The sequence below is a fragment of the Synechococcus sp. CBW1006 genome, from assembly GCF_015840525.1.
GTDB lineage: Bacteria > Cyanobacteriota > Cyanobacteriia > PCC-6307 > Cyanobiaceae > CBW1002.
The window spans coordinates 3,627,471-3,646,845 of the sequence record NZ_CP060396.1 but is presented as its reverse complement, the minus strand read 5'-3'; the positions used below and the strand labels follow the sequence as shown (position 1 = coordinate 3,646,845).

Genomic DNA, 19,375 nt, shown 5'->3' with positions numbered 1-19,375 from the left:
GAAACTTGAGTCGGCATGGGTTGGTGTCACGACAACAGCTATGGCTGGTGTACGTTACGGAGGTCGGTCAATCGCTAGCGGAGACATTCCATGCTCATCGGAACGGAACTACTGGCCAAGGTCAAGGAACTGGGTGATGCCAGCAAGTCGGAGATCGTCCGGGAATGCGGCTATGTGTCCTCCAAGAAGGATGGAGGCGATCGACTGAATTTCACCGCCTTCTACGAGGCCCTGCTCGAAGCCAAGGGCGTGGCTTTCGGTGGTGGCGGCAAGGTTGGTAAGGGTGGACGAAAGCTCAGCTACATCGCCACGGTTCAGGGCAATGGCAACCTGCTGATCGGCAAGGCTTACACCGCCATGCTCGAACTGGAACCCGGTGAGGAGTTCGAGATCAAGCTGGGTCGTAAACAGATCCGTCTGCTGCCGGTGGGTGCCGTGGAAGAGATGCTCGAGGACGAGGACGAGTGAGATTGCGGCGCAAGAGTTCATGGGGTGGCCTGGTCACCCCATGGCTGCTGGTGCTTGGGCTGGTCGCTTCGCTGCTGACCCTCCAGCCCAGTGCCTCCCTGGCTCTGGCTGATGCTGAGCTCAGGTCTTCACGGATCAGTGCTGTGCAGATCACTGCTGCCCAGATCAGTGCTGCCCAGATCAGTGCCGAGCAGATCCGTCCTGCGACGATCGCTACTTCTCCCTCAAGCGGTGCTCAGCTGTTCGAGAATCATTGTGCCGGTTGTCACCTGCAGGGGGGCAACATCATTCGACGCGGCAAGACCCTCAAACTGGCGACCCTGCAACGCAATGGCATTGCTGATGCCGAAGCCGTTGCGGCGATCGCACGGGCTGGCCTGGGTCAGATGAGCGGCTATGCCGAGGTGCTCGGAGACGAAGGCGTGTCTGTGGTGGCGGCCTATGTGTGGCAGCAGGCCGAGGCCGGCTGGCCCAGAGAGCCTCGGGGTACCTGAGCCCACGCCTGGCTCTTCAGAACGCCTGGATCCAGGGATAGACCGCAACGGCCGTCCAGATGCCGTTGCGCCAGTAGACGTCGGATTTGACCAGGTCTTCAACCTCCTGCAGAGATCCGGCCTCGAAGATTCCGAACACGTGGGTGCTGGCTTCGGTGGGTCCAAGGGTGACCAGGGTTCCAGCCTCTTTGAGGCGCTGCAAACCCGCCAGGTGCTCCTGGCGGTAGGGCGTGCGTTTTTCGAGAGCGTTGTCGCAGTAGGTGCCCCAGAGCACAAACTTCGCCATCACCAATCGGTCGGTGTGGTCCGACAGTAAGGCCCATGGGACAGCAATCCGTCACAGCAGGAAGCAGCTCGGCAGGGTGGTCTGAGCGCGCGTCAGCCGTGCCACCAGCCGCCGCCAGGCTGGAGGCGGTGGCCAGCCCTGTGATTCCGGAGGTGGCGGCCCTGACCCGCCAGACCCCCGGCACCCTCTCCCTGGCCCAGGGGATGGTGCACTGGGCTCCGCCGCCCGGGGTGGATGTCGCCGTTCGGCAGGCTCTCGACGCCGCTGCCAGCCAGCCAGGCGGCTGCAGCGCCGCCCTGCATCGCTACGGTGCCATGGCCGGCGAGCCGGAGCTGCTGGCGGCGATCGGCACGAAGCTGCGGCACCAGAACCAGCTGGATCTGGAGGGCAGCGCCCTGCTGGTCACGGCCGGCAGCAACATGGCCTTCAACGCTGTGGCCCAGGTGATCTGTGATCCCGGCAGTGAGGTGTTGCTGCCGGTTCCCTATTACTTCAACCACGCCATGGCGATCCAGCTGGCTGGCGGCGTGCCGGTGCCGGTGGAGGCCGGCTGGATTCCGGACCCAGAGATTCTGGCCAGGGCGATCACACCGCGCAGCCGCGCGATTGTGACGATCTCCCCCAACAATCCCAGCGGCCTGGTGATTCCGGCATCGGTGCTGGCGGCGATCAATGTCCTGTGCGAGCGCCACGGCCTGTTCCACATCAACGACGAGGCCTACGAACTGTTCGTGCATGGCGCCGAACCCCACTGGAGCCCGGGCTCCCTGGCGGGCAGTGGTGCCCACACCATTTCGCTGCATTCCCTCTCCAAGGCCTATGGCATGGCGGGCTGGCGGATCGGTTATGCGGCGTTGCCCCAGCAGCTGATGGCCGCTGTGGCCAAGGTGCAGGACACGGTGATGATCTGTCCGCCCCTGCTCAATCAGCGGGCTGCCCTGGCGGCCCTGGAGGCTGGCCCAGCCTGGTGTGCATCGCGCATCGCGGCCCTGGGGGAGCGTCGCCGCCAGCTGGTGAACGCCCTGAATGAGGCGTCTGAAAGCCTGCCCTGTGCCCTGCTGGCCCAGCCGGATGGGGCCTTTTATGCCCTGCTGCGCATCGATGCGCCTGGCGGCACCCTGGGTTCGCGGGATCTGATGCGGCGGCTGGTGCTGGAGCAGCGACTGGCCAGCGTGGATGGTGCGAGCTTCGGGCTGGAGGAGCAGAGGCACGGCTGTGTGCTGCGGCTCAGCTACGGCATGCTCAATGCAGCGGAGCTGGAGGAGGCACTGCGGCGCCTCAGGCAGGGCATCAAGCTACTGATCCAATCCGGCCCCAGCGGCCCATGAATGGCCAGGTGAGATCGATGGGAGCCGCACCATTCTGCGGCCAGAGCGCCCACAGGTCCCTCTCCGCCTCCACCAGGGGATCGACCCCCTGCTCCCGAGCCCGCTGTACGGCAGACCAGGTGCCCAGATGGCCGAGGAAGGTGGCCAGGTCCCAGTGACGCTCAATCGCCAGATCGTCGGGGAAGGGCCATTCCTCTGCGGGAAAGGTCAGATCCTGGTAGGCGTTGTCGACCAGCCGTCGCTCGGGAGGCCACCAGGGCGCCAGGGTGTCGCTGTAGAACGTCTCAAACCAGGCGCGCAGTGCCGCGGAGGGCATGTGCACGGGCAGGTAGCCGATCCAGGCCATGGCGGCACCCGGTCGTGCCACGCGATGCAGCTCGGCTTCGAAGGCGGGTCCGGCGAACCAGTGCACCGCCGCGGCCACCATCACCCCTGAAACGCTGGCGGGCTCCAGGCCACTGGCTGTCGCGGAAGCGCAGCGGTAGTGCACCCGCTCCTGCACTGCGGCCGCTGCCAGTTGCTCGGCACTGGCATCGGTGGCGATCACCTCGCTGAAGTGGCGGGCCAGGGCCAGGGAGGCCTGGCCGCTGCCGCAGCCGCAGTCCCAGACCCGATCACGCTGGGGACAACGCGCCGCGAAGCGGGCGAAGAAGGGCTCTGGATAGGTGAGCCGGTAGCGGGCGTAGTCGCCGGCCACGGCGCCGAACCAGCGGGAAGCGGCCGGAGCACCTGGACTCGTGGACTCTCCTGGTGCGTTTGCCGGCATGAAAGCCATCATGGAGGCAACGGCATGTGGGTGATGGCCCTCCAACGAACCCTCCAGCGGCTCCAAGGCCGTTCTGTTGCAACCCCATTCCTCCTGGTGGTTGCTGGGTTGTTGGCTTTGCTTCCGGCAGGTTGCGGTCCTGCCCTGCAGGTTCAAGCCAACGACCAGCCGGACGTCCCTTCCCCTCAGCCAATCGGTGCAGCCGTGGTTGCAGCCGTCGACATGGCCAACCCCCGGGGCCTCGCCTGAGCCCCCTACCCAGCAAGACTCAGGCGTCCAGACCCAGACGCAGGGTCGAGCAGAACCGGCCGGCAGCAGCGGCGACATCCTCTCCGGCGGCATGGGCTTCGGCCATCACCTTGACCAGAGCGCTGCCCACGATGGCTCCGTTGGCGCCCCAGTCACGCACCTGGCGGGCCTGCTCAGGTCCGGAGATGCCGAAGCCCACGGCCACGGGGGTGCCGTCGCTGGTCTTGAGCTGCTGCACCAGGCTGCCGACGCGGCTCTGCAGGCTGGTCCGCACCCCCGTCACGCCGGTGACACTGACCAGATAGGTGAACCCTCGGCTGGCGGCATGGATGCGGGCCATCCTGTCGGCTGGAGTGGTGGGGGCCACCAGCAGCACCAGGTCCAGCCCTTCGGCGGCGGCGATCGGCGAGAGCTTTTCGGCTTCCTCCAGAGGCAGATCGGGAACCACCAGGCCGGCGGCACCGGCGCTGGCGGCCTCCTTGCAGAAGGTCTCCATGCCCCGGTTGAGCAGGGGATTGCTGTAGGTGAACAACACCACCGGCGTGCGGAGCGCACCGCGCAGACCATCCAGCAGCTCCAGCACGGATGCCGGCGTGGTTCCGGCCCGCAGGGCGCGGCTGGCGGCGGCCTGAATCACCGGGCCATCGGCCAGGGGATCGCTGTAGGGGATTCCCAGCTCAATCAGATCGGCGCCGTTCTGCTGCAGTGTCAGCAGCGTCGCAGCGGTGGTGGCCAGATCGGGATCGCCGGCCATCAGGAACGGCATCAGGGCGCAGCGTCCCTGCTCAGCGAGGGAGGCGAACCGCTGGTCGATGGCCGTAGCAGCGCTGCAGGCGGAAGGTGTCGCGGCAGAGGGGCTCATCGGCCGGTCCGAAGGGGCGTCGAAAGCGAGCCTATGGGGTCACATGTCGGCGTCGGCCTGGAGCTGGCCCACCTCAGCCAGGAGCTTCTCTTGCTCCTCGGGGCTGAGGGAATCGAATTTGGCCTGCAATTGCTCAATCGTGTGGGCGTCGTAGGCCTCGCGGTAGGTGCGACGCTGCTCCATATAGGTCATTTTTCCCGTCACCACCCGCAGCAGGTAGGTAGCCGTCCAGCCCACCACCACCAGCACCAGCAGCACCGAAGAGGCGATGCCGGCACTGAAGCCCTCGTAACCAGTGGCGGTGAAAATGCCATAGCCAATCCCGCCAAGCCCGAAGACCAGCAGACCCAGCAGGATCGCCTGAGCGCGGCTCATGAGCCCGCGTCTCCCTGGCCTGCCATGCGCAGGTTGATGAAGGGAGAGAACAGGATCAGGCCGGGGAAAAAGAGAAACACCAGGCCGTAGACGCCGAAGCGCTCAATCTTGCCCATCACATACCAGCGCTTCACCATCCACCAGTAGAGGGCCAGGGGCACCACCACCAGGTAGGCACCCGCGAGGGCAACAAACGCTCCAAGCCCGAGCAGGTTGTCTGCCGTGAGGAAGCCGGGCATGACCAATCGGAGCACCACTGCGGCGAATTTAGGATGGCTGCGCCGGGGGCATGGCGGAATCGGTAGACGCAGCGGACTTAAAATCCGCAGGTGGCGACACTGTGGGGGTTCAAGTCCCCCTGCCCCCATCGCGATGAAAGCTTGCCGCAACTGAATTTTGGCAAGGCGCTGATGGTCGAGGCGGTTTTAGGGCTAGGCACGATTTAGGCACGAAAATGCCCAAAAAGGGCCAAACTAGGCACGGTTTTAGGCACGCCTGCCATGCCTTCCAGGGACCCGTATCTGACCCGTGTCAACCGGGCTCTTAAGGAGCTGGGATGCAGGGTGGCGATTGAGGTTGCCCCCTCCGGCAAGCGCCTGCGGCTCAGAAGCACGATGCCGCTGCCCGACGGCTCCTGGAAGCAGCAGCGCATCAGCACCCCGATTACCTACCCCGCGGGGTTGGAGCAAGCCCGCAAGCTGGCCGAGGAGCTCGGCCGGGATATCGAGCTCCACCGCATGGGGTTGGACCCCTTCCCCTTTGAGCGGTGGTTCGATGACTCCCACAAAAGTGGAGGCGGGAAGAAGGGTGGGGAGGCCGAAGACGGGATCAGCGGCGTGCAGGCGATCCGCCGCACCGAGCAATGGTGGATCCAGCAGCGCAGGCGTGGTGTGAGTGCCTCGGTCTCCTGGGCCACCGACTACGCCTCGCCCCTCAAGCCACTGCTGTCTCTGGAGAAGATCGATCTGAAGGTGCTGACCGCTTTGGTCGAGAGCAAGGAGGTAGGGAGCCGCAACCGGCGTCGGGCTTCGATCGCGACCGTGGCAGTGGCCCGTGCGATCGAGCTGGGCCCGGAAGCCGTCCAAAAGCTCAAGGATCTCGGCAAGGGGTGCACCCCACAGAAGGATGCCGCCCCGCGTGAGCTGCCCACGGATGCGGTGATTCTTGAGGTGATCGATGCGTTGCCGGCCGATTGGCAGTGGGTTGCCGGTGTTTGCGCCACCTTTGGCACTCGCCCCCATGAGGCACTGATGAAGGCTCAGGTCCAGCCCAATGGCCTCGTGGCGATTGAGGGAGGAAAAACCGGAGCCCGCCAGGGGCTGCCACTCCCGAAAGCCTGGATCGATCGCTGGTCGCTTGAACGCAGGCGCCTGCCCGGCATCAACCTCGATCGGGACCACCGCACGGTGGGGGCACAGCTGGGTGTGGCGCTGCGGCGGTTCGGGGCACCCTTTCAGGCCTATGACCTGCGCCATGCCTGGGCGGTGCGGGCGATTCACAACCCGCAGATCAGCCCGTCGCTGGCGGCCAAGAGCCTCGGGCATTCCCTGATGGTGCACACCTCGCTGTACCAGCGCTGGTTCGACAGCGCCTCGATGGCGTCACTTGTTGCGCAGATGTGAGGCGAAGCCTTCCACGTCCACGTAAAGCGTCCGGCGCCTGCCGGTCTCGCCGGTGGTGGCGCTGACGAACTGAGGCGGGATCCGACCGCGATCGATGGCGACCCGCAAGGCACGGGCGCTGGGGAAGTGAAGGGCCCTGGCGGCTTCCGACAGGGGCAGCCAGGGGCTGCTGCTGAGGGTGGGCTTGAGCTCCAGCCTCGCCTGGATCACATTCAGCTGGGCGCAGATGAGATTGAGTTGCTGCTTGATGTCATCCGCAGCTGTCAGAGATGGGCTCATGGCAGTTGGATTCTCGCAACACCATTTGAGTCCCTGAGATCAGCGATTGAGCGCTGTTGAACCGTGCAAACCGTGTAAGTCCTGGATATCTGCACGGTTTGCACGGTTCAGGGGCATCCATGCAGGCCGTGCAGGAGGTCAAATAAAAAGGCCGCAGCGAAGTTCGCCGCGGCCCTGTTGTTTCGGTCGATCGATTATGGCATCTCCGGCGATTGCTGCGGCTGCTTTCTGCTGCACTGTTCCACAACAGAAAGATGCATTCTGGGCTCCCTACGACCAGGGGGATCGCCCATGAACCCCTGTGAATACAGCGCTCTGAGGGAAGCGACCGGCCATCTGTCCCGGCTGGGGCTCAGCCTGCAGACGGTGATTCCGGTGGCGCTTCCCGCCGAGTCCTATCCCGCGACCAGAAAGAACAGCTCAACCGGTCAGCGGGAAATTCAGCGCGACAAGAATGGCAAGCCTCTGCCTGCCTATGCGGGCAAGAATCCGAGTTTCTGGAAGGCGGATGGAACGCCGACTCAGACGAGTCACCGAAAAGCGGTGGATGAGGCAGAGCTGCTGGCAAGAATTGATATTGCGGAACGCCTTGGAAAGCCGATCGGTCTGGCTGTCATCCCATCCACGGATGTGGTGGTGATCGACTTCGATCGCAAGAATTATCCATCACAGGAAGCTTGCGACCGTGAATGGCTGGGATTGCTGGATCTTTATCCAGAGCTGACGCAGACCCGCATTGAGCGCACGCCCGGCGGCGGGGTCCACATTTACGTGCGACCGGCTGACGGGATGGCCAGCTGGCGGAATGCGGCAGGGAAACGGCACTGCCATTTCACGACCGTTCCTGGCGGTGAGCATCGCGGGGAGGTGCTGGCCGGCACCCGGGTGTGCGTCTGTGCGCCAACCCGCAACGGAGCCGGTGCCTATGAGCTGGTCAATCCCGATCACGCCTACAGCCTGGTCGAGGTCAGGGCCCTCGGGGCCATAGGCATCTACCCCAGGGCAACGGCGACCGGTTCGACCACGAAGCCGCCCCAGAGGCAAAGCCGAACCACGAGCACGCCACCGCAGGGCTCTGCCTCGGCAGCGCCGGCACTGGCGGAGTTGATCGGCAGCAAGGCCAGGGATGTCCTGGCAGGTGGCTGCCCCTATCGCGGAAGTGAGGGAGCGGCGGTGGATCGCAGCGCTCAGCTCACAGGGTTCGTGAAGGAGCTCTACAGCTGGGTCAACCTGCTCGATGCCCACGGTCTGCGCTTCAGCGGCAGTCCGGACGATCTGATCCAGCAGGCTGTCGCGGTCCTAGTGTGCCGTCCCGGAGATTTGTGAGCAAAGTCGCTGGAGCTTTTCAAGTATTGAGTCCGCCGTCGCGGTCCAGTTGAACGGCGCCTTGGTCTTGTTGTAGGCCGCCACGAACTGCTCGATCTTGGCGATCAACTCCTTGACGCTGGAGAAGCTGCCGCGCCGGATCGCCCGCTGGGTGATGATCCCAAACCAACGCTCCACCTGGTTCAGCCAGGAGGCGTAGGTGGGTGTGTAGTGCACGTGGAAGCGAGGCCGCTGCGCCAGCCAGGCCCTCACCTTGGCGTGCTTATGCGTGCAGTAGTTGTCGACGATCAAGTGGACATCAAGCTCCTCGGGGACGGACCTCTCGATCTGGCGCAGGAACCCCAGGAACTCCTGATGCCTATGGCGTGGCTTGCATTGGCTGATCACCTCGCCTGTTGCCACATCCAGAGCAGCGAACAGGGTGGTGGTGCCGTGGCGGATGTAGTCATGGGTGACGCCCTCGACGTAACCGAGGCCCATGGGCAGCAGCGGCTGCGTCCTGTCCAGAGCCTGGATCTGTGTCTTCTCGTCGACGCAGAGCACCATCGCCTTGTCAGGTGGATTCAGATAGAGGCCGACGATGTCTCTGACCTTCTCGACAAAGAAAGGATCCGTCGACAACTTGAACGTCTTCTGGCGGTGCGGCTGGACGGAGAAGGTCTGCAGCCAGCGGTGAACGGTTGTTTTGGAGATACCTGTGGCAGCCGCGAGTGAGCGCGCGGACCACTGGGTACTGCCGTCGGTGGGTTTGGTCTGCAGGGCCCGGTTGATCACCTCAGCCACCTTGTCGTCTTCATAGGTGCGGGGCCGGCCGGGCCGCAGCTCGTCATGGAGCCCTTCCAGTCCAAGGTCCCGGTACCGCTTGCGCCATTTGCCAACGGTCATCCCCGTCAGTCCCATTCGTTTGGCGATCGCCGTATTGGTTTCGCCTGCTCCGCAGGCCAGGACGATCTGGGCTCGCTGCACGATCGAATGCGGCAGCGACCGGGAATTCGCAAGGGCCCGCAACTGCTGAGCTTCGTCCTCGCTGAGGACCAGCGGAGGCATCGGACGACCAAGCGCCACAGGGCACCTCGGGTGACACCCCTGATTTTAGCTGTTATTTCCAGGACGGGACACTAGCCATCGAGGACAAGGCGGATCGTGTCCTGGCCACGATCGACTTGGATCACTGCCGGCATCGGGACAGTGATGCCGCCCTGCGCCGTTACCAGCGCCTGAGCAGCGGCTCAGTCGGCACCCCAGGATCCTCTGGGTCCCCTGGCTCCACAGGTGCGCCTCCAGCGGCGGCAGGGCAGGGAAAGCCCACGTTGCAGCAGGCTCTGGAGGAGCTGGCGGCAGCAGGCCTCAGTGGCTCAGAGCTGTCCTTTCGCCTGGAGCGCATCGCCGGCGACCACGACCGCGGCCTGCGGGACGTGCAGGGTCTGTACCGGGAGCTGATCCAGGAGCAGGAAGCGTCCCTCGATGCCGACGACTCCCTCGATCAGCTGGAGCAGCTCGGTGGCACGGTCGACCTGGACGTCAGCAGCCTGATCCCGCCGGTGTTGTTGGAGGCGCTGGAGGCGATCCGGCGCACAGCGGAGTTTCAGCACAGCACATTGCTGGCTGTCCTGCTGGCTGGGTTTTCAGCCGCCCTGCCGCTGCGCAGCTCGATCGAGCTGGATCCGTCAGAAGACTTCAGTCAGCCGCTGACCCTCTGGGTGCTGTTGCTGATGCCCAGCGGTGAGCTCAAGACCCCCCTGCTTTCGCGGCTCCTGGTCCAGCCCTGGCAGCAGTCAGTCGATGGGGTCGTGGAGCAGGCCCATAGGCGGCAGATGCAGGAGTGGGAGCTCAGAAAGCTGGACGCCGACAACGGGGCCAGCCCGCCAGCGGGCCCCCCTCCCCGGATGCCCCAGACCCTGATCACGGAAGACCTCACCGTGCCCGGCGTGGAGGTTCACCTGGAGATCCACGACAAGTGGGCCAATCGCTCGGTCTGCATCTGGCTGGATGAGGCCGCGGCCACCCTGCGGCAGATGGCGGATCCAGGGCGTGCCGGTAAGGACGCAACGCTCGGAGGCTGGCTCCTCTCCCGTTACGACGGCACCGGTGCCCGTGGCGCCAAGGTCGATCAGAGCCGGGAGAGGCAGTACAGGAGCTGTCGCCTGGCGATGGTGGCGGGCTGTCAGCCGGAGGTGTACCGGGAGATCACTGGTGATGCCGACCAGTCAGGTCTGTCAGCTCGCTTCATCGTGATCGAGCAGTTGAGCGTCCAGCAGCACTTCCCCACCAGCTGCTCCGATGAGGACATCCGCCAGGCTGAGGCTCTCAAGCAGCTGCTGATTCGCTGTTACGGGGCTCTGGCGAGGCAGGAGCAGCTCCAGCTGCGGCTGACTCCGGAGGCATTTGAGCTGTTCCAGGCCGAGCGTGCAGCGATGTATCAGCGCAAGCGCGCCAGTGTCTCCGCTGCCGAGCGCTCCCTGGCGAACAAGGCCGCCGGGCGGATCGGCCGGCTGGCCGCTCTGTTCCATCTGCTTTGGTGCCTGGCTGAACGGCCCGAGGGGCCCATCTCCCTGGGGAATGGCCTGGTCGGTGTGGAGGCGATGCAGCGGGCGATCCGCTTCAACAGGTTTCTGCTCGATCAGACGGTCGGTGTGCGACTCACGTCAGCCGGCAACAGCGAGCTGGGAGCTCTGATGCTGCGGCTGCAGCGGGTTGCCTGGGAGAAGAAGATACCGCTGTCTCTGAGCACGCTGCGCCGTGCCCTGAGCGGCAAGCAGCGGCCTGAGTCCAACGAAGTGCTACACGCCCTGCAGGTGCTGCAGGAGCGGTGCTATGGCGAGCTGGAGCAGATGGAATACAAGGGGCAGCCTGGCTGGAGATACACGGCCACCAAGCCGTTGCTGGCTTCCAGCTGAGGCGGTGTGCTCCACCGCTTGGGGGTGATCCACCCCTGCACAGCCACCGCTTGATCCACCGCTCCAAACGGCCAGAATGCTTGTCAGGTCTGACGTTCAGCCCATAGGGGTGGAGGGTTGGTTGCTGACCCGTGAATGTGGCCATGGCTCAAGGCGCGTCGATAGTTCCTGAAGCACTCCCAGAGTCCACCCATTGGGGGTGATAGGTGCTCAGATCCCAGTTCAGACAAGAGAAGAGAGAGATTTTCCCTCCTCCTTTAGGGGTGGACCGAGGGGTGGCCAAGGGGCGGCCAAGCCCTGGCAAGGGGTGGAGATGCGACGAATACTGCACAGCTGGGTACAGATGTGCAGCTTTGGCGCATGATGTGTGGCCATGACCGCAGTGCTCGACAGGAAATAGACGGCCCTGACGCTTGTGCGCCGCAAGGACCTGTTCCGCACCGGGGAGGCCGTGGCTGTTGGCGTCGATCACTCGACCCTGGCGCGTCTGTGCGAGAGCGGCCGTTCGCAAACACGTTGATCTGCTGATCGTGGCCAGGTGAGTGCCCAGACTGGGCTGCTGCGTCTGGATCAGCCTGCCTCGGGGTGTCTACAGGCCCGCCCTGCAGTTCCCCTTGCTTGAGGTGATCCAGGCGCAGCCGGCGCTGCATCGCCTGCAGATAGAGATGCAGCGCTCCGGTCCGATCCGCCTGAAGATCTACGGGGTGGAGAAAACCCTGGTCGATTGCTTCCGCCACCGCCGCTGGCTCGGCATGGAGCCGGTACTGGAAGCCCTCAAGGATGCAATCAACTAGCAACAGCTGAATGTGGATGAGCTCTGGCAGCAGGCCCGGGCCCAGACTGAGCAGTGTCCAGCACCGCAGGCATGGCCAGCACCATGCCCAGCCTGCGGCGCGATGCTGGCAGTAACGATCGCCGGATTGTTGCCTAACCCCCCATTGGGGAAAGGCCAGCCGTTGAGGCATGTCGCGATACCCTAGATCACCTTGAACGTATATTGCAATGCCACCGATGAACACCCGCAGTGAGACAATGAGCATCATGAGTCCAGTGCCACACGGGATGCAAGATGGCCCCGCATTAGTCGCCACCAAAATATATTGACTGCTAACACGTGCGAAGCCCTGGTCAAACATTGCTGTTGGTCAAAATGGGTGTTGCAACCATTAACCGCCAAAGATCGGCGCCCATTGCGGAGGAGATTGGCGGCTAGCTTGCGGGACCCGTGTCGATGGCATGGTCACCGGTTATAGGACACAGCGGAATGGCAATCGCTGAACATATAGCAGATGCTAGCCTCGGTCGCTATGTCAAGGCTGTTAACATCGTGCGGGTCCTATATGCCATACCCCCTTAGTGCGACGCCGCGAGGCCGCAGGAAAAAGCCACTGATAGAGTTTCAAGCATAGCTAGACCCCGCACATAGCCCCATTGCACTATGTCTACGTTCTGCCCCAGAAGCCAGTGATACCAGTACTTTTGGCCGAATCACCCCGGAAACTTTAGCCGCATTTGCATCAGCAGCACCCCGCCGGTCAGGCACTGCCCGACTGAAAACGGCGCCGGTAGAGTGCTGGCATGGCACACACTCTCTCGATCACTGGCTATTGCGCCTATCGCCGCGAACGTGGCCTTGCTTGCGCCTATACGACGGTCAAGCAAGCTCTTTCACAAGGCAAAATCCGCCAGGGTGTAAAGAGACATGGGCAGCGAGTGCTAATCGACCCGGAGATTGCCGACCGTGAATGGGCCGAATCAGTGCTCAGCCATCAGGGGCGACAGGTGAATATCAGCGGCGACCCGGTGGCGGCGGATGGCGACTGGGCCCCTAGGGCGGTGTCGCAAGCACGAAAGGAGGCAGCGCTAGCAGAAATGGTGGAACTTGAGCTACAAGAAAGGCGCGGCAGTTTGGTGTCTATTGATGAAGTAGAAGAGCTATGGTTTGTAGCAGCCCGGCAGATTCGTGACGCGATGGAATCAATTCCGGCAAGAATCCTGGGGCGAATCTCTGGGATCCTGGGAATCATCGAGCCGGTTCAACAATCCGAGCTGAATGAAGTGCTGGAAGGTGAGATCAGATCTGCCCTAGAAGGCCTATCCCGCAGCATGAAGGATATTCAAGTCCCGGAATAGCCAGCCCATGGGCACGTGGGCAAAGGCCGGGCTAACGCGACCAAGGGTGGCAACTCCGCTGCCTGCCTGGCCGCGAGGCTCATGAAGGCAGGCCAGGCGAGCGCAGCGAACACTGCGTCCGCAGACTGGATCTGTCCGGCGCCGCAGGCTTCTCGTCCTGTTGACCATCGCCATGGCGCTGATTCGTCTCTGACCGACTTGGCCAGACAGGGGCATTCCCCCTCAGCCTGTCGCTGCCACCAGCCCCGGCTGCTGTGATCGTCTGTAGCGGAACAGCTTGAGCAGGTTGTGTGTCGCAGCGATCAGGTGCCATTCGCCGTCGACCTTCTGCAGGCCTCGCAGCAGGAAGCGCCTCAGGCCTCTGGCTTCCTTGATCTGACCGTTCACCGGTTCCACGATCGCTTTGCGCTGGGCGTAGATCTTTGACCCCTTCTTGCTTCTGAGCTTGCGGGCCATCCGGGTTTTCTCATCGGCATCTTTGGGCAGCGGTCCGCGTTTCGGCGGTGGTGGCTTGCCATGCGGCAGGCGGCCGATGCTTCTGCTTCCTTGGCGGCGTCAGCCTGGGCTCTGGCCTGATCGGCCTCCTCCTGCCGTTGATGTGCAGCCGCAGCGGTGGTCTCGGCTTCCATCTGCTTGTGACGCAGCTCATCGGGCAGCTCACTGCCGCGATTGCCCTTGCCGGAACGACGATCTTCCTGGGCATCGAGGATTTCGGCCTTGCACATCAAGGCGTTGAACTCCTTCTCGAGCTCCTTCTCGGCCCTGAGCATGCGCTCGTGGCTCATGGCTTTGTGCTTGAGATCCAGCAGGACAGACACCTGACGGTCCTCGGCCAGCTACTCACACGGCGAGGGATGCAGCAAGGTGGTCTGATCCGGCTGCCAGGGGCGAAAGGTCTTGCGGTTCTGCATGCCCCATTCTCTCGCCCAGATCCATTGCAGTCACTGGGATCTGGGCAGATTCAGGGCGTCTGTGGAGTGTCGCGAGTGGTTCTATGGGCGACAGACCCTTATATTCAGAACAGCGTCTTCTTAGCCGATGGCAGCATTCTTCAGCACCTTCACCGCATCCGAGCCAGATGATGACGGTGACATCATCACTGAAGTTGAGCTGACGATCACCAACGGCACGCCCGGACCAATCCATCGGATTTATTTCAGAAGCTTGCTTCTTGGCGATCAGGACGCCTGCTTTGAAGGTGTCGATAGCTACGAAGACGCTTTTCTGGCACCAGCTGAATCAAGCACAATTAGTCTCGGTAGCAGCGTCAATCAGCGCGAGGTTCAGGAATCCAGCATTTCCATTAAAGCGACAGGCCAGCTTTGTCGGCGTGATTACGCCTTGCTAGGTGAGCTGCCGATTCCCGAGCCTGGTGAATCAATGCGCCTGCACCAGCAGCCAAACTTTGATTGGTGCAATAAGTCTTTGACGGTATTTTTCTCTCGGACTGAGACTGATTCCGACGGCGATTTCAACCTTGAGTACAAATGCCTGATCGGCAATGTCGGCACTCAGCACTTGAAGAGTGTCATTTTTCGAGCCGTGCTTATCGACTCGGAAGGCATTGAGATTGAAGACAAAGAACACGAGGAGGAGATTCAGGCGGAATCATCCATATTCATTAGCGATTACTTTTATCGTCCAAAAGCGAGTCAGTTGGTGGGGGGCAAGGTGATCTTCTCGATCAAGGCTCTTGTTCCTGTGGAGCGCTTTGAGGCTTCTGAAACCACCAGCCTTGCTGACGATTGAATCTAGAGGTGTTTCCATGGGAAAACGTCAGTTACTGCTCGGCTTCCTCCGGAAGATACTGCTGGGCGAAAAGACTGAGGAGGCTCCGGTCAGTAGGTCTGTTCCAAGCGCGATTCCTGTTCAGCCCGCCAGTTCTTTTCAGGCGATGCCATCCAGTGCAGCTCTTCTGAGTGAAGAGATAGCCGCCTCAGCGCCAGCCTCGAAAGCATCTAGCACCACAGCCACCCACATTTCAATGCCTGAAGGCTTTCCTGTTGTATCCGCTGAAATCCGTGATCTGCTTGCCTCCGCTGACTGGGAGGAGGTGAATCAGGGTCTGGAGTTGCTGGCCTCTATCCATGGAGCCGAACAGCTCGCAATTTTTGCCGCGCTGATCGATCCGGCCGGACTTCAGATTCGTGATCGCGATCGATGGGCCTCCGTGCTTGGCATCAGCGAGCTTCATACTCTCAATGCTGTTGCCAAGCTTGCTGGCATCAGTGGTGCTCTTTCTGGCATTAGGAGCATCACGATTCAACGGAGTACCTTTGCTGAATCGGAGCTTCACCTGGATCTCTCACTGTTGGCGGAAGCTGAAGTACTGGAACAGTTGTTCGTCAACGGGCCAGAACTGTCTTCGCTTAGCTTCCTTTCGGGCCTGCAATGCCTGAAGAAGTTGGTGTTGATCTCTGATAGTGTCGATTGGGATAGTGATGAGGATGCAGGGTGCTTTGATAGCCTCAGGCAGCTGCAGTTTCTGGCAGTCTCCAATTGGCCTTGGGAGGACCTGAGCGCACTGGAGCAATGCAAAGCCTTGGAGCACCTGGAACTACGAGGTGGTGAGCTGGAAGGGCTGAAAGGTATTGAAGATCTTAAGGGGCTTCGTTCTCTCTCCCTATCTGACTTCAATTCCCTTAGTGATCTCGATGGTCTTGAGGCTCTCTCCAACATCCAGAAGCTGAGTTTGCGCAGCCTGTCCGTGGATGCCATTGAAGCTGTCACTGAACTGAGACAGCTTGAGTCATTTGTTTTGGAGGCTTCTGAAGCTGTCGATGTCACACCCCTGGGGCAGCTCCCAACTCTCCATTCAGTCGACATTGACTGCAGCGAGGGTACAGGTTTCGGGGCACTGGTTGGCTGCCCGAAGCTCACCGAGGTCAAGCTTGGATTGGTGCCTGATCATGTCTGTGGAGACTCGTCCCGTTGCCGGCTGGGCATCTCTGAGTTCGAAACGCTGATGACTACCTGGAAGGCTGTGAACGTCAGCTCCCGCAAGGTATGTAGAACATTCGCGGGATCCGACGACATCGGTGTTTTTCTGCTTGGCCTCAACCTGCTCGAATGCGTGTCAACCCAGATCAGTGTCGAGCAGTTGCGCCAGCGGTTGGACCTGCTGAGCCTTTGTTACGGTGATCAGCTCAGGAGCCGATGTTACTGGCCTGTTGCGGCAGGCGGCGGTGAGGGGTTCAGTCAGTCGCATCCTGTGGGCCAGTGGATGGATCGATCCCGTCGTGCCGGTGGCCTGACAGCCGAGGCCTGCATGGAACTGTCCGCCGTTCTGGCCGAATACCTGCCCACCATCCCCCAGCGTTGAGCCAGCAATGCCAGCCAGTGATGCCTATGGAGCCAAACTTGATGCCCTCAGCCTGGAGCGGATTCTCAGCCACATCTTCCGCACCAATCTGGCCAATGAGGAGAAGGCCTCCGGCAGCGGACCCGACGCACCCCTGAAGCGGCCCACTCCCATCTGCATCTGGGGTAGCCACGGCATCGGCAAAACCTCGCTGATCAAGGAGTTCGCCAATCGGAATGGCTGGAAATTCCGCTACTGCGCCCCGGCTCAGTTTGAGGAGATGGGAGATCTGCATGGCCTACCCGTCACTCACGATCCCGATCCGCAGGTGCATGGTGACGAGACGACGATCTACCTCCCACCTGATTGGGTGCCCAAGCAAGAGGATGCCGGGCCGGGCATCCTCCTGCTCGATGATATCAACCGTGCGGATGATCGCATCCTGCGCGGGCTGATGCAGCTGCTGCAGGAGTTCGAGATGTTCTCCTGGACACTCCCTCCGAAATGGCAGATCGTCTGCACCGGCAACCCCGACTCCGGTGACTATTCGGTCACCAGCATGGATGACGCCATGCTGACCCGCATGCTCCACTTCACCATGGTCTACGACCTGAAGGCATGGCTGGCTTGGGCCAATACCCATGGTGTGGATCAGCGCGGTATTGCCTTTCTGATGACCTACCCGGAAACGGTTTCAGGTCAACGCACCACACCCCGTTCCCTGGAGCAGTTCTTCTCCCAGATCAGCGGAATCCCGGATCTGCGCAAGGAGCTGGAGCTGGTGAGTGCCCTGGCCCACAGCGCGCTGGATGTAACCACCGCCACCGCCTTTGTGGCCTTCGTCAATGACGAGCTTTCCCAGCTGGTGAATCCCGAGGACATCCTGGATCCAGCACGATGGCCGGACGCCGAACGGCGCTTGCGTGAATTGGCCCAGGGCAGTGAACAAGCCAAGCGGGTGGATCGGCTGTCGACGATCTGCACCCGCCTGGCCCTGCATTTACGCAGGAACGGCCAGCAACTCGACGATCGCGCTGCCGATTGTCTGTGCAGCTTCGTGGTGCATCCCTCTCTCCCCGGGGATCTGCGTTTTTCCCTGCATCGGGATCTGGTGCAGATCGGTGGACGGGTGGCAATCGCCATGCGGCGAGAGGATGTGGCTAAGGCGATCACAGCCGTTCTCTGAGCACCACCGCCGTGGAGAACTCCCTGCTGCAACGGGCTGAATCGGAGCTCGATCAGGCCATCGTGATGGTGCTACGCAAGGAGCCGTTCTATGGCCACCTGCTTGGCTCGGTGGTGCGGAGAATCGATGCGCGCATCGCTACCGCTGCGGTGACACTCTCACCCGTGGGAGTGAGCCTGGTGGTGAACCCTGAGTTCTTCCTTGAGCGGCTCAGTCCTGAAGAACGCTGCGGGGTGATCAAACATGAGATCCTGCACCTGGTGCTGCGTCATCTATTTCGCTTCGAGGATCCAGGCACCGATCGCATGCAGCTCAACGTGGCGGCCGATCTGGTGGTGAACCAACTGGTGCATCCCTGGCCCCTGCCCGCGTCGGCAATCACGCTGGCCTCGTTCCCTCAGCTGCAGCTGCGTCCTGGAAAAAGCGTAGAACACTACTACAGGCGTCTGGAGCAACAATGCCGTCAGGCTTCCGGTTTTGAGAGCACGTTGCGCCGGCTCTGTGACGGCAGCCCGAGCGACCATGGTCACTGGGCTGCTGCCGGCGGAGAAGGATTTTCCAATCCCGGCTCTAGCGAAGTCATGGATGCCGGCAAACCATTGGCACCAGAGCTCAGCGAACAACTCACTCGTATTTTCGAGGAGGCCTTCAACCGCCAGGTACAGCGCGCCCGGGCTCGGTTGTCCGATCGGCAGTGGGGTGATCTGCCCGGCTCCATTCGTTCGCTAGTGGAATCAGCTGCCAAGCAGGCCACTGCGACGGTGGATTGGAAGCGTGCACTACGGCTGTTTGCTTCAGCGGGTTACCGCACCCGGGTGGTGGCCACCACCCGTCGACGTTCCAAGCGTTTCGGCACGTATCCCGGGGTGCGCATCAGCAGAGAGCGCAGCCTGGCGGTGGTGGTGGACACCTCTGGTTCTATCGGACCACAGACGCTGGCACTGTTTTTTGCCGAAATCGATCGGATCAGCCACACCGGCGCCGACATTCTGGTGATCGAGTGCGATGCAGCGGTGGGTTCCACCTACACCTATCGGGGAGTGCCCCCCAGCCAAGTGCATGGTGGTGGTGGCACCGCCTTCAACCCGGCTTTTCGCTGGCTGCGCGAGGAGTCGCGTAAGCGGTATGACGGCTGTATTTACCTCACGGATGGCTATGCCGATGCACCCACCGTGCGTCCTCCCTGCCGTCTGCTCTGGGTGATCTCGCCTGATGGGAGGGGCGGCGAACACCTGCGCTGGGGGAAACAGATCCAGATGGAGGGAATCTGACGCTAAGCTCAGAACCAATGAGGCGGAACGGTTGAGCGAATCGGCTTGCTCCCTCACCGTGCTTCGCAGGAGAAACGCTGTGCGCCGCCTGCTTTCCCCATACCATTGTTCCCGCGCAACGTCCTGATTGTGCCCAAAGTCCTCTTAGCTGCTGAGCAGAACGACATGAGCAAGTTTGTCAAAGCTATTCTTTTTGCCAGTGCTGCGACGCTGGCATCGGTTGCCATGGAAGCCAGTGCCATTGCTCGCCCATTTCTCTATATGGCCAGCTTTGACTACAGCGGGCCCTACAAGCAGTGTGTGGCTAATGCGGAGAAGCTCCTGCGCAGCAGCGGCATCAGCCGTGAGCTGGAAAAGAAAGAATACGAAGAGAGCAAATCTGCCGTGGTCTTCGCCTTCAAGGATGATGATGCGATCACGGTTGAGATTCAGTGCATTCAGAAGGCCGGCATCTCATTGCTGGGTGTTGCTGGACTCGATAATGAAGGCACCTGGGAGCTTTTTAATGAGCTCAGTGCTGCAAGTTGGTGAG

23 protein-coding genes and 1 tRNA gene are annotated in these 19,375 nt (G+C 62.0%); 16 read left to right on the top strand and 8 right to left on the bottom strand.

Annotation, left to right across the window (positions count from 1 at the left end; genetic code table 11):
- The first annotated feature begins 90 nt into the window (after positions 1-90).
- A complete protein-coding gene (locus H8F26_RS18010) occupies positions 91-468 on the top strand; it encodes an AbrB family transcriptional regulator (RefSeq protein WP_197156269.1) in 378 nt (125 codons plus the stop codon).
- Positions 469-470: 2 nt separating this feature from the next.
- Positions 471-962 (top strand): c-type cytochrome, encoded by a 492-nt coding sequence (locus tag H8F26_RS18005; RefSeq protein WP_370594648.1) that lies wholly within the window; start codon positions 471-473, stop codon positions 960-962.
- A 16-nt stretch (positions 963-978) separates the two neighbouring features.
- Here the strand turns inward: H8F26_RS18005 and H8F26_RS18000 are convergent, their stop codons facing one another.
- Positions 979-1,248, bottom strand: a complete 270-nt coding sequence (locus H8F26_RS18000; RefSeq protein ID WP_197156267.1) for a YciI family protein — start codon at positions 1,246-1,248, stop codon at positions 979-981.
- A gap of 98 nt (positions 1,249-1,346) precedes the next feature.
- Here H8F26_RS18000 and H8F26_RS17995 point away from each other — a divergent pair, with 98 nt between their 5' ends.
- On the top strand, positions 1,347-2,576 hold the full coding sequence (locus H8F26_RS17995; protein WP_231605338.1) for an aminotransferase class I/II-fold pyridoxal phosphate-dependent enzyme: 1,230 nt from the start codon (positions 1,347-1,349) through the stop codon (positions 2,574-2,576).
- On the opposite strand, the gene H8F26_RS17990 is transcribed toward H8F26_RS17995, so the two are convergent.
- From H8F26_RS17990 to H8F26_RS17975, 4 genes are all read right to left on the bottom strand, one after another.
- Positions 2,539-3,342, bottom strand: a complete 804-nt coding sequence (locus tag H8F26_RS17990) for a class I SAM-dependent methyltransferase (RefSeq protein ID WP_197156263.1) — start codon at positions 3,340-3,342, stop codon at positions 2,539-2,541. The genes H8F26_RS17995 and H8F26_RS17990 overlap by 38 nt on opposite strands.
- Positions 3,343-3,610: 268 nt before the next feature.
- Positions 3,611-4,453 (bottom strand): tryptophan synthase subunit alpha, encoded by an 843-nt coding sequence (gene trpA / locus H8F26_RS17985; RefSeq protein WP_197156261.1) that lies wholly within the window; start codon positions 4,451-4,453, stop codon positions 3,611-3,613.
- A 39-nt stretch (positions 4,454-4,492) separates the two neighbouring features.
- Entirely contained in the window at positions 4,493-4,828 is a 336-nt protein-coding gene (locus H8F26_RS17980) for a DUF3007 family protein (protein ID WP_197156259.1), read from the bottom strand.
- A complete protein-coding gene (locus H8F26_RS17975) occupies positions 4,825-5,067 on the bottom strand; it encodes an NAD(P)H-quinone oxidoreductase subunit L (RefSeq protein ID WP_197156258.1) in 243 nt (80 codons plus the stop codon). The genes H8F26_RS17980 and H8F26_RS17975 overlap by 4 nt, the downstream gene beginning before the upstream one ends.
- 44 nt (positions 5,068-5,111) lie before the next feature.
- On the opposite strand from H8F26_RS17975, the gene H8F26_RS17970 reads away from it, so the two are divergent.
- Both H8F26_RS17970 and H8F26_RS17965 read left to right on the top strand, forming a co-directional pair.
- Positions 5,112-5,195 (top strand) — tRNA-Leu (locus tag H8F26_RS17970).
- 196 nt (positions 5,196-5,391) lie between these two features.
- Positions 5,392-6,450 (top strand): integrase, encoded by a 1,059-nt coding sequence (locus tag H8F26_RS17965; protein WP_231605337.1) that lies wholly within the window; start codon positions 5,392-5,394, stop codon positions 6,448-6,450.
- Here the strand turns inward: H8F26_RS17965 and H8F26_RS17960 are convergent.
- Positions 6,430-6,729 (bottom strand): hypothetical protein, encoded by a 300-nt coding sequence (locus tag H8F26_RS17960; protein WP_197156256.1) that lies wholly within the window; start codon positions 6,727-6,729, stop codon positions 6,430-6,432. The genes H8F26_RS17965 and H8F26_RS17960 overlap by 21 nt on opposite strands.
- A 177-nt stretch (positions 6,730-6,906) precedes the next feature.
- Here H8F26_RS17960 and H8F26_RS17955 point away from each other — a divergent pair, with 177 nt between their 5' ends.
- Positions 6,907-8,055: a hypothetical protein gene (locus H8F26_RS17955; RefSeq protein ID WP_197156255.1), complete on the top strand. Its 1,149-nt coding sequence runs from the start codon at positions 6,907-6,909 to the stop codon at positions 8,053-8,055.
- Here H8F26_RS17955 and H8F26_RS17950 read toward each other — a convergent pair.
- The gene (locus H8F26_RS17950) at positions 8,029-9,102 is read right to left on the bottom strand and encodes an IS630 family transposase (RefSeq protein ID WP_370594615.1); all 1,074 of its coding nucleotides are present in this window, start codon (positions 9,100-9,102) and stop codon (positions 8,029-8,031) included. The genes H8F26_RS17955 and H8F26_RS17950 overlap by 27 nt on opposite strands.
- 116 nt (positions 9,103-9,218) lie before the next feature.
- Here H8F26_RS17950 and H8F26_RS17945 point away from each other — a divergent pair, with 116 nt between their 5' ends.
- From H8F26_RS17945 to H8F26_RS17930, 4 genes are all read left to right on the top strand, one after another.
- On the top strand, positions 9,219-10,952 hold the full coding sequence (locus tag H8F26_RS17945) for a DUF3987 domain-containing protein (protein ID WP_197156254.1): 1,734 nt from the start codon (positions 9,219-9,221) through the stop codon (positions 10,950-10,952).
- A gap of 415 nt (positions 10,953-11,367) precedes the next feature.
- A complete protein-coding gene (locus H8F26_RS20320) occupies positions 11,368-11,472 on the top strand; it encodes a type IV toxin-antitoxin system AbiEi family antitoxin domain-containing protein (protein ID WP_197156253.1) in 105 nt (34 codons plus the stop codon).
- Positions 11,473-11,494: 22 nt separating this feature from the next.
- Positions 11,495-11,746 carry a hypothetical protein gene (locus H8F26_RS17935; protein ID WP_197156252.1) on the top strand — a complete coding sequence of 84 codons (252 nt, stop codon included), beginning with the start codon at positions 11,495-11,497 and terminating at the stop codon, positions 11,744-11,746.
- Between the two features lie 784 nt (positions 11,747-12,530).
- The gene (locus H8F26_RS17930) at positions 12,531-13,085 is read left to right on the top strand and encodes a hypothetical protein (protein WP_197156251.1); all 555 of its coding nucleotides are present in this window, start codon (positions 12,531-12,533) and stop codon (positions 13,083-13,085) included.
- Positions 13,086-13,307: 222 nt separating this feature from the next.
- On the opposite strand, the gene H8F26_RS17925 is transcribed toward H8F26_RS17930, so the two are convergent.
- Positions 13,308-13,541 carry a transposase gene (locus tag H8F26_RS17925; RefSeq protein WP_197156249.1) on the bottom strand — a complete coding sequence of 78 codons (234 nt, stop codon included), beginning with the start codon at positions 13,539-13,541 and terminating at the stop codon, positions 13,308-13,310.
- A 140-nt stretch (positions 13,542-13,681) separates the two neighbouring features.
- On the opposite strand from H8F26_RS17925, the gene H8F26_RS17920 reads away from it, so the two are divergent.
- From H8F26_RS17920 to H8F26_RS17895, 6 genes are all read left to right on the top strand, one after another.
- Positions 13,682-14,167 (top strand): hypothetical protein, encoded by a 486-nt coding sequence (locus tag H8F26_RS17920; protein WP_197156247.1) that lies wholly within the window; start codon positions 13,682-13,684, stop codon positions 14,165-14,167.
- Positions 14,124-14,834 (top strand): hypothetical protein, encoded by a 711-nt coding sequence (locus H8F26_RS17915; protein WP_197156245.1) that lies wholly within the window; start codon positions 14,124-14,126, stop codon positions 14,832-14,834. The genes H8F26_RS17920 and H8F26_RS17915 overlap by 44 nt, the downstream gene beginning before the upstream one ends.
- Entirely contained in the window at positions 14,821-16,407 is a 1,587-nt protein-coding gene (locus H8F26_RS17910; RefSeq protein ID WP_197156243.1) for a hypothetical protein, read from the top strand. Before H8F26_RS17915 ends, H8F26_RS17910 begins: the two co-directional genes overlap by 14 nt.
- A gap of 7 nt (positions 16,408-16,414) precedes the next feature.
- Positions 16,415-17,572 (top strand): ATP-binding protein, encoded by a 1,158-nt coding sequence (locus H8F26_RS17905; protein WP_197156241.1) that lies wholly within the window; start codon positions 16,415-16,417, stop codon positions 17,570-17,572.
- Between the two features lie 11 nt (positions 17,573-17,583).
- Positions 17,584-18,843 (top strand): VWA-like domain-containing protein, encoded by a 1,260-nt coding sequence (locus tag H8F26_RS17900; protein ID WP_197156239.1) that lies wholly within the window; start codon positions 17,584-17,586, stop codon positions 18,841-18,843.
- Positions 18,844-19,008: 165 nt separating this feature from the next.
- Positions 19,009-19,374, top strand: a complete 366-nt coding sequence (locus tag H8F26_RS17895) for a hypothetical protein (protein WP_197156237.1) — start codon at positions 19,009-19,011, stop codon at positions 19,372-19,374.
- Position 19,375: the final 1 nt, after the last annotated feature.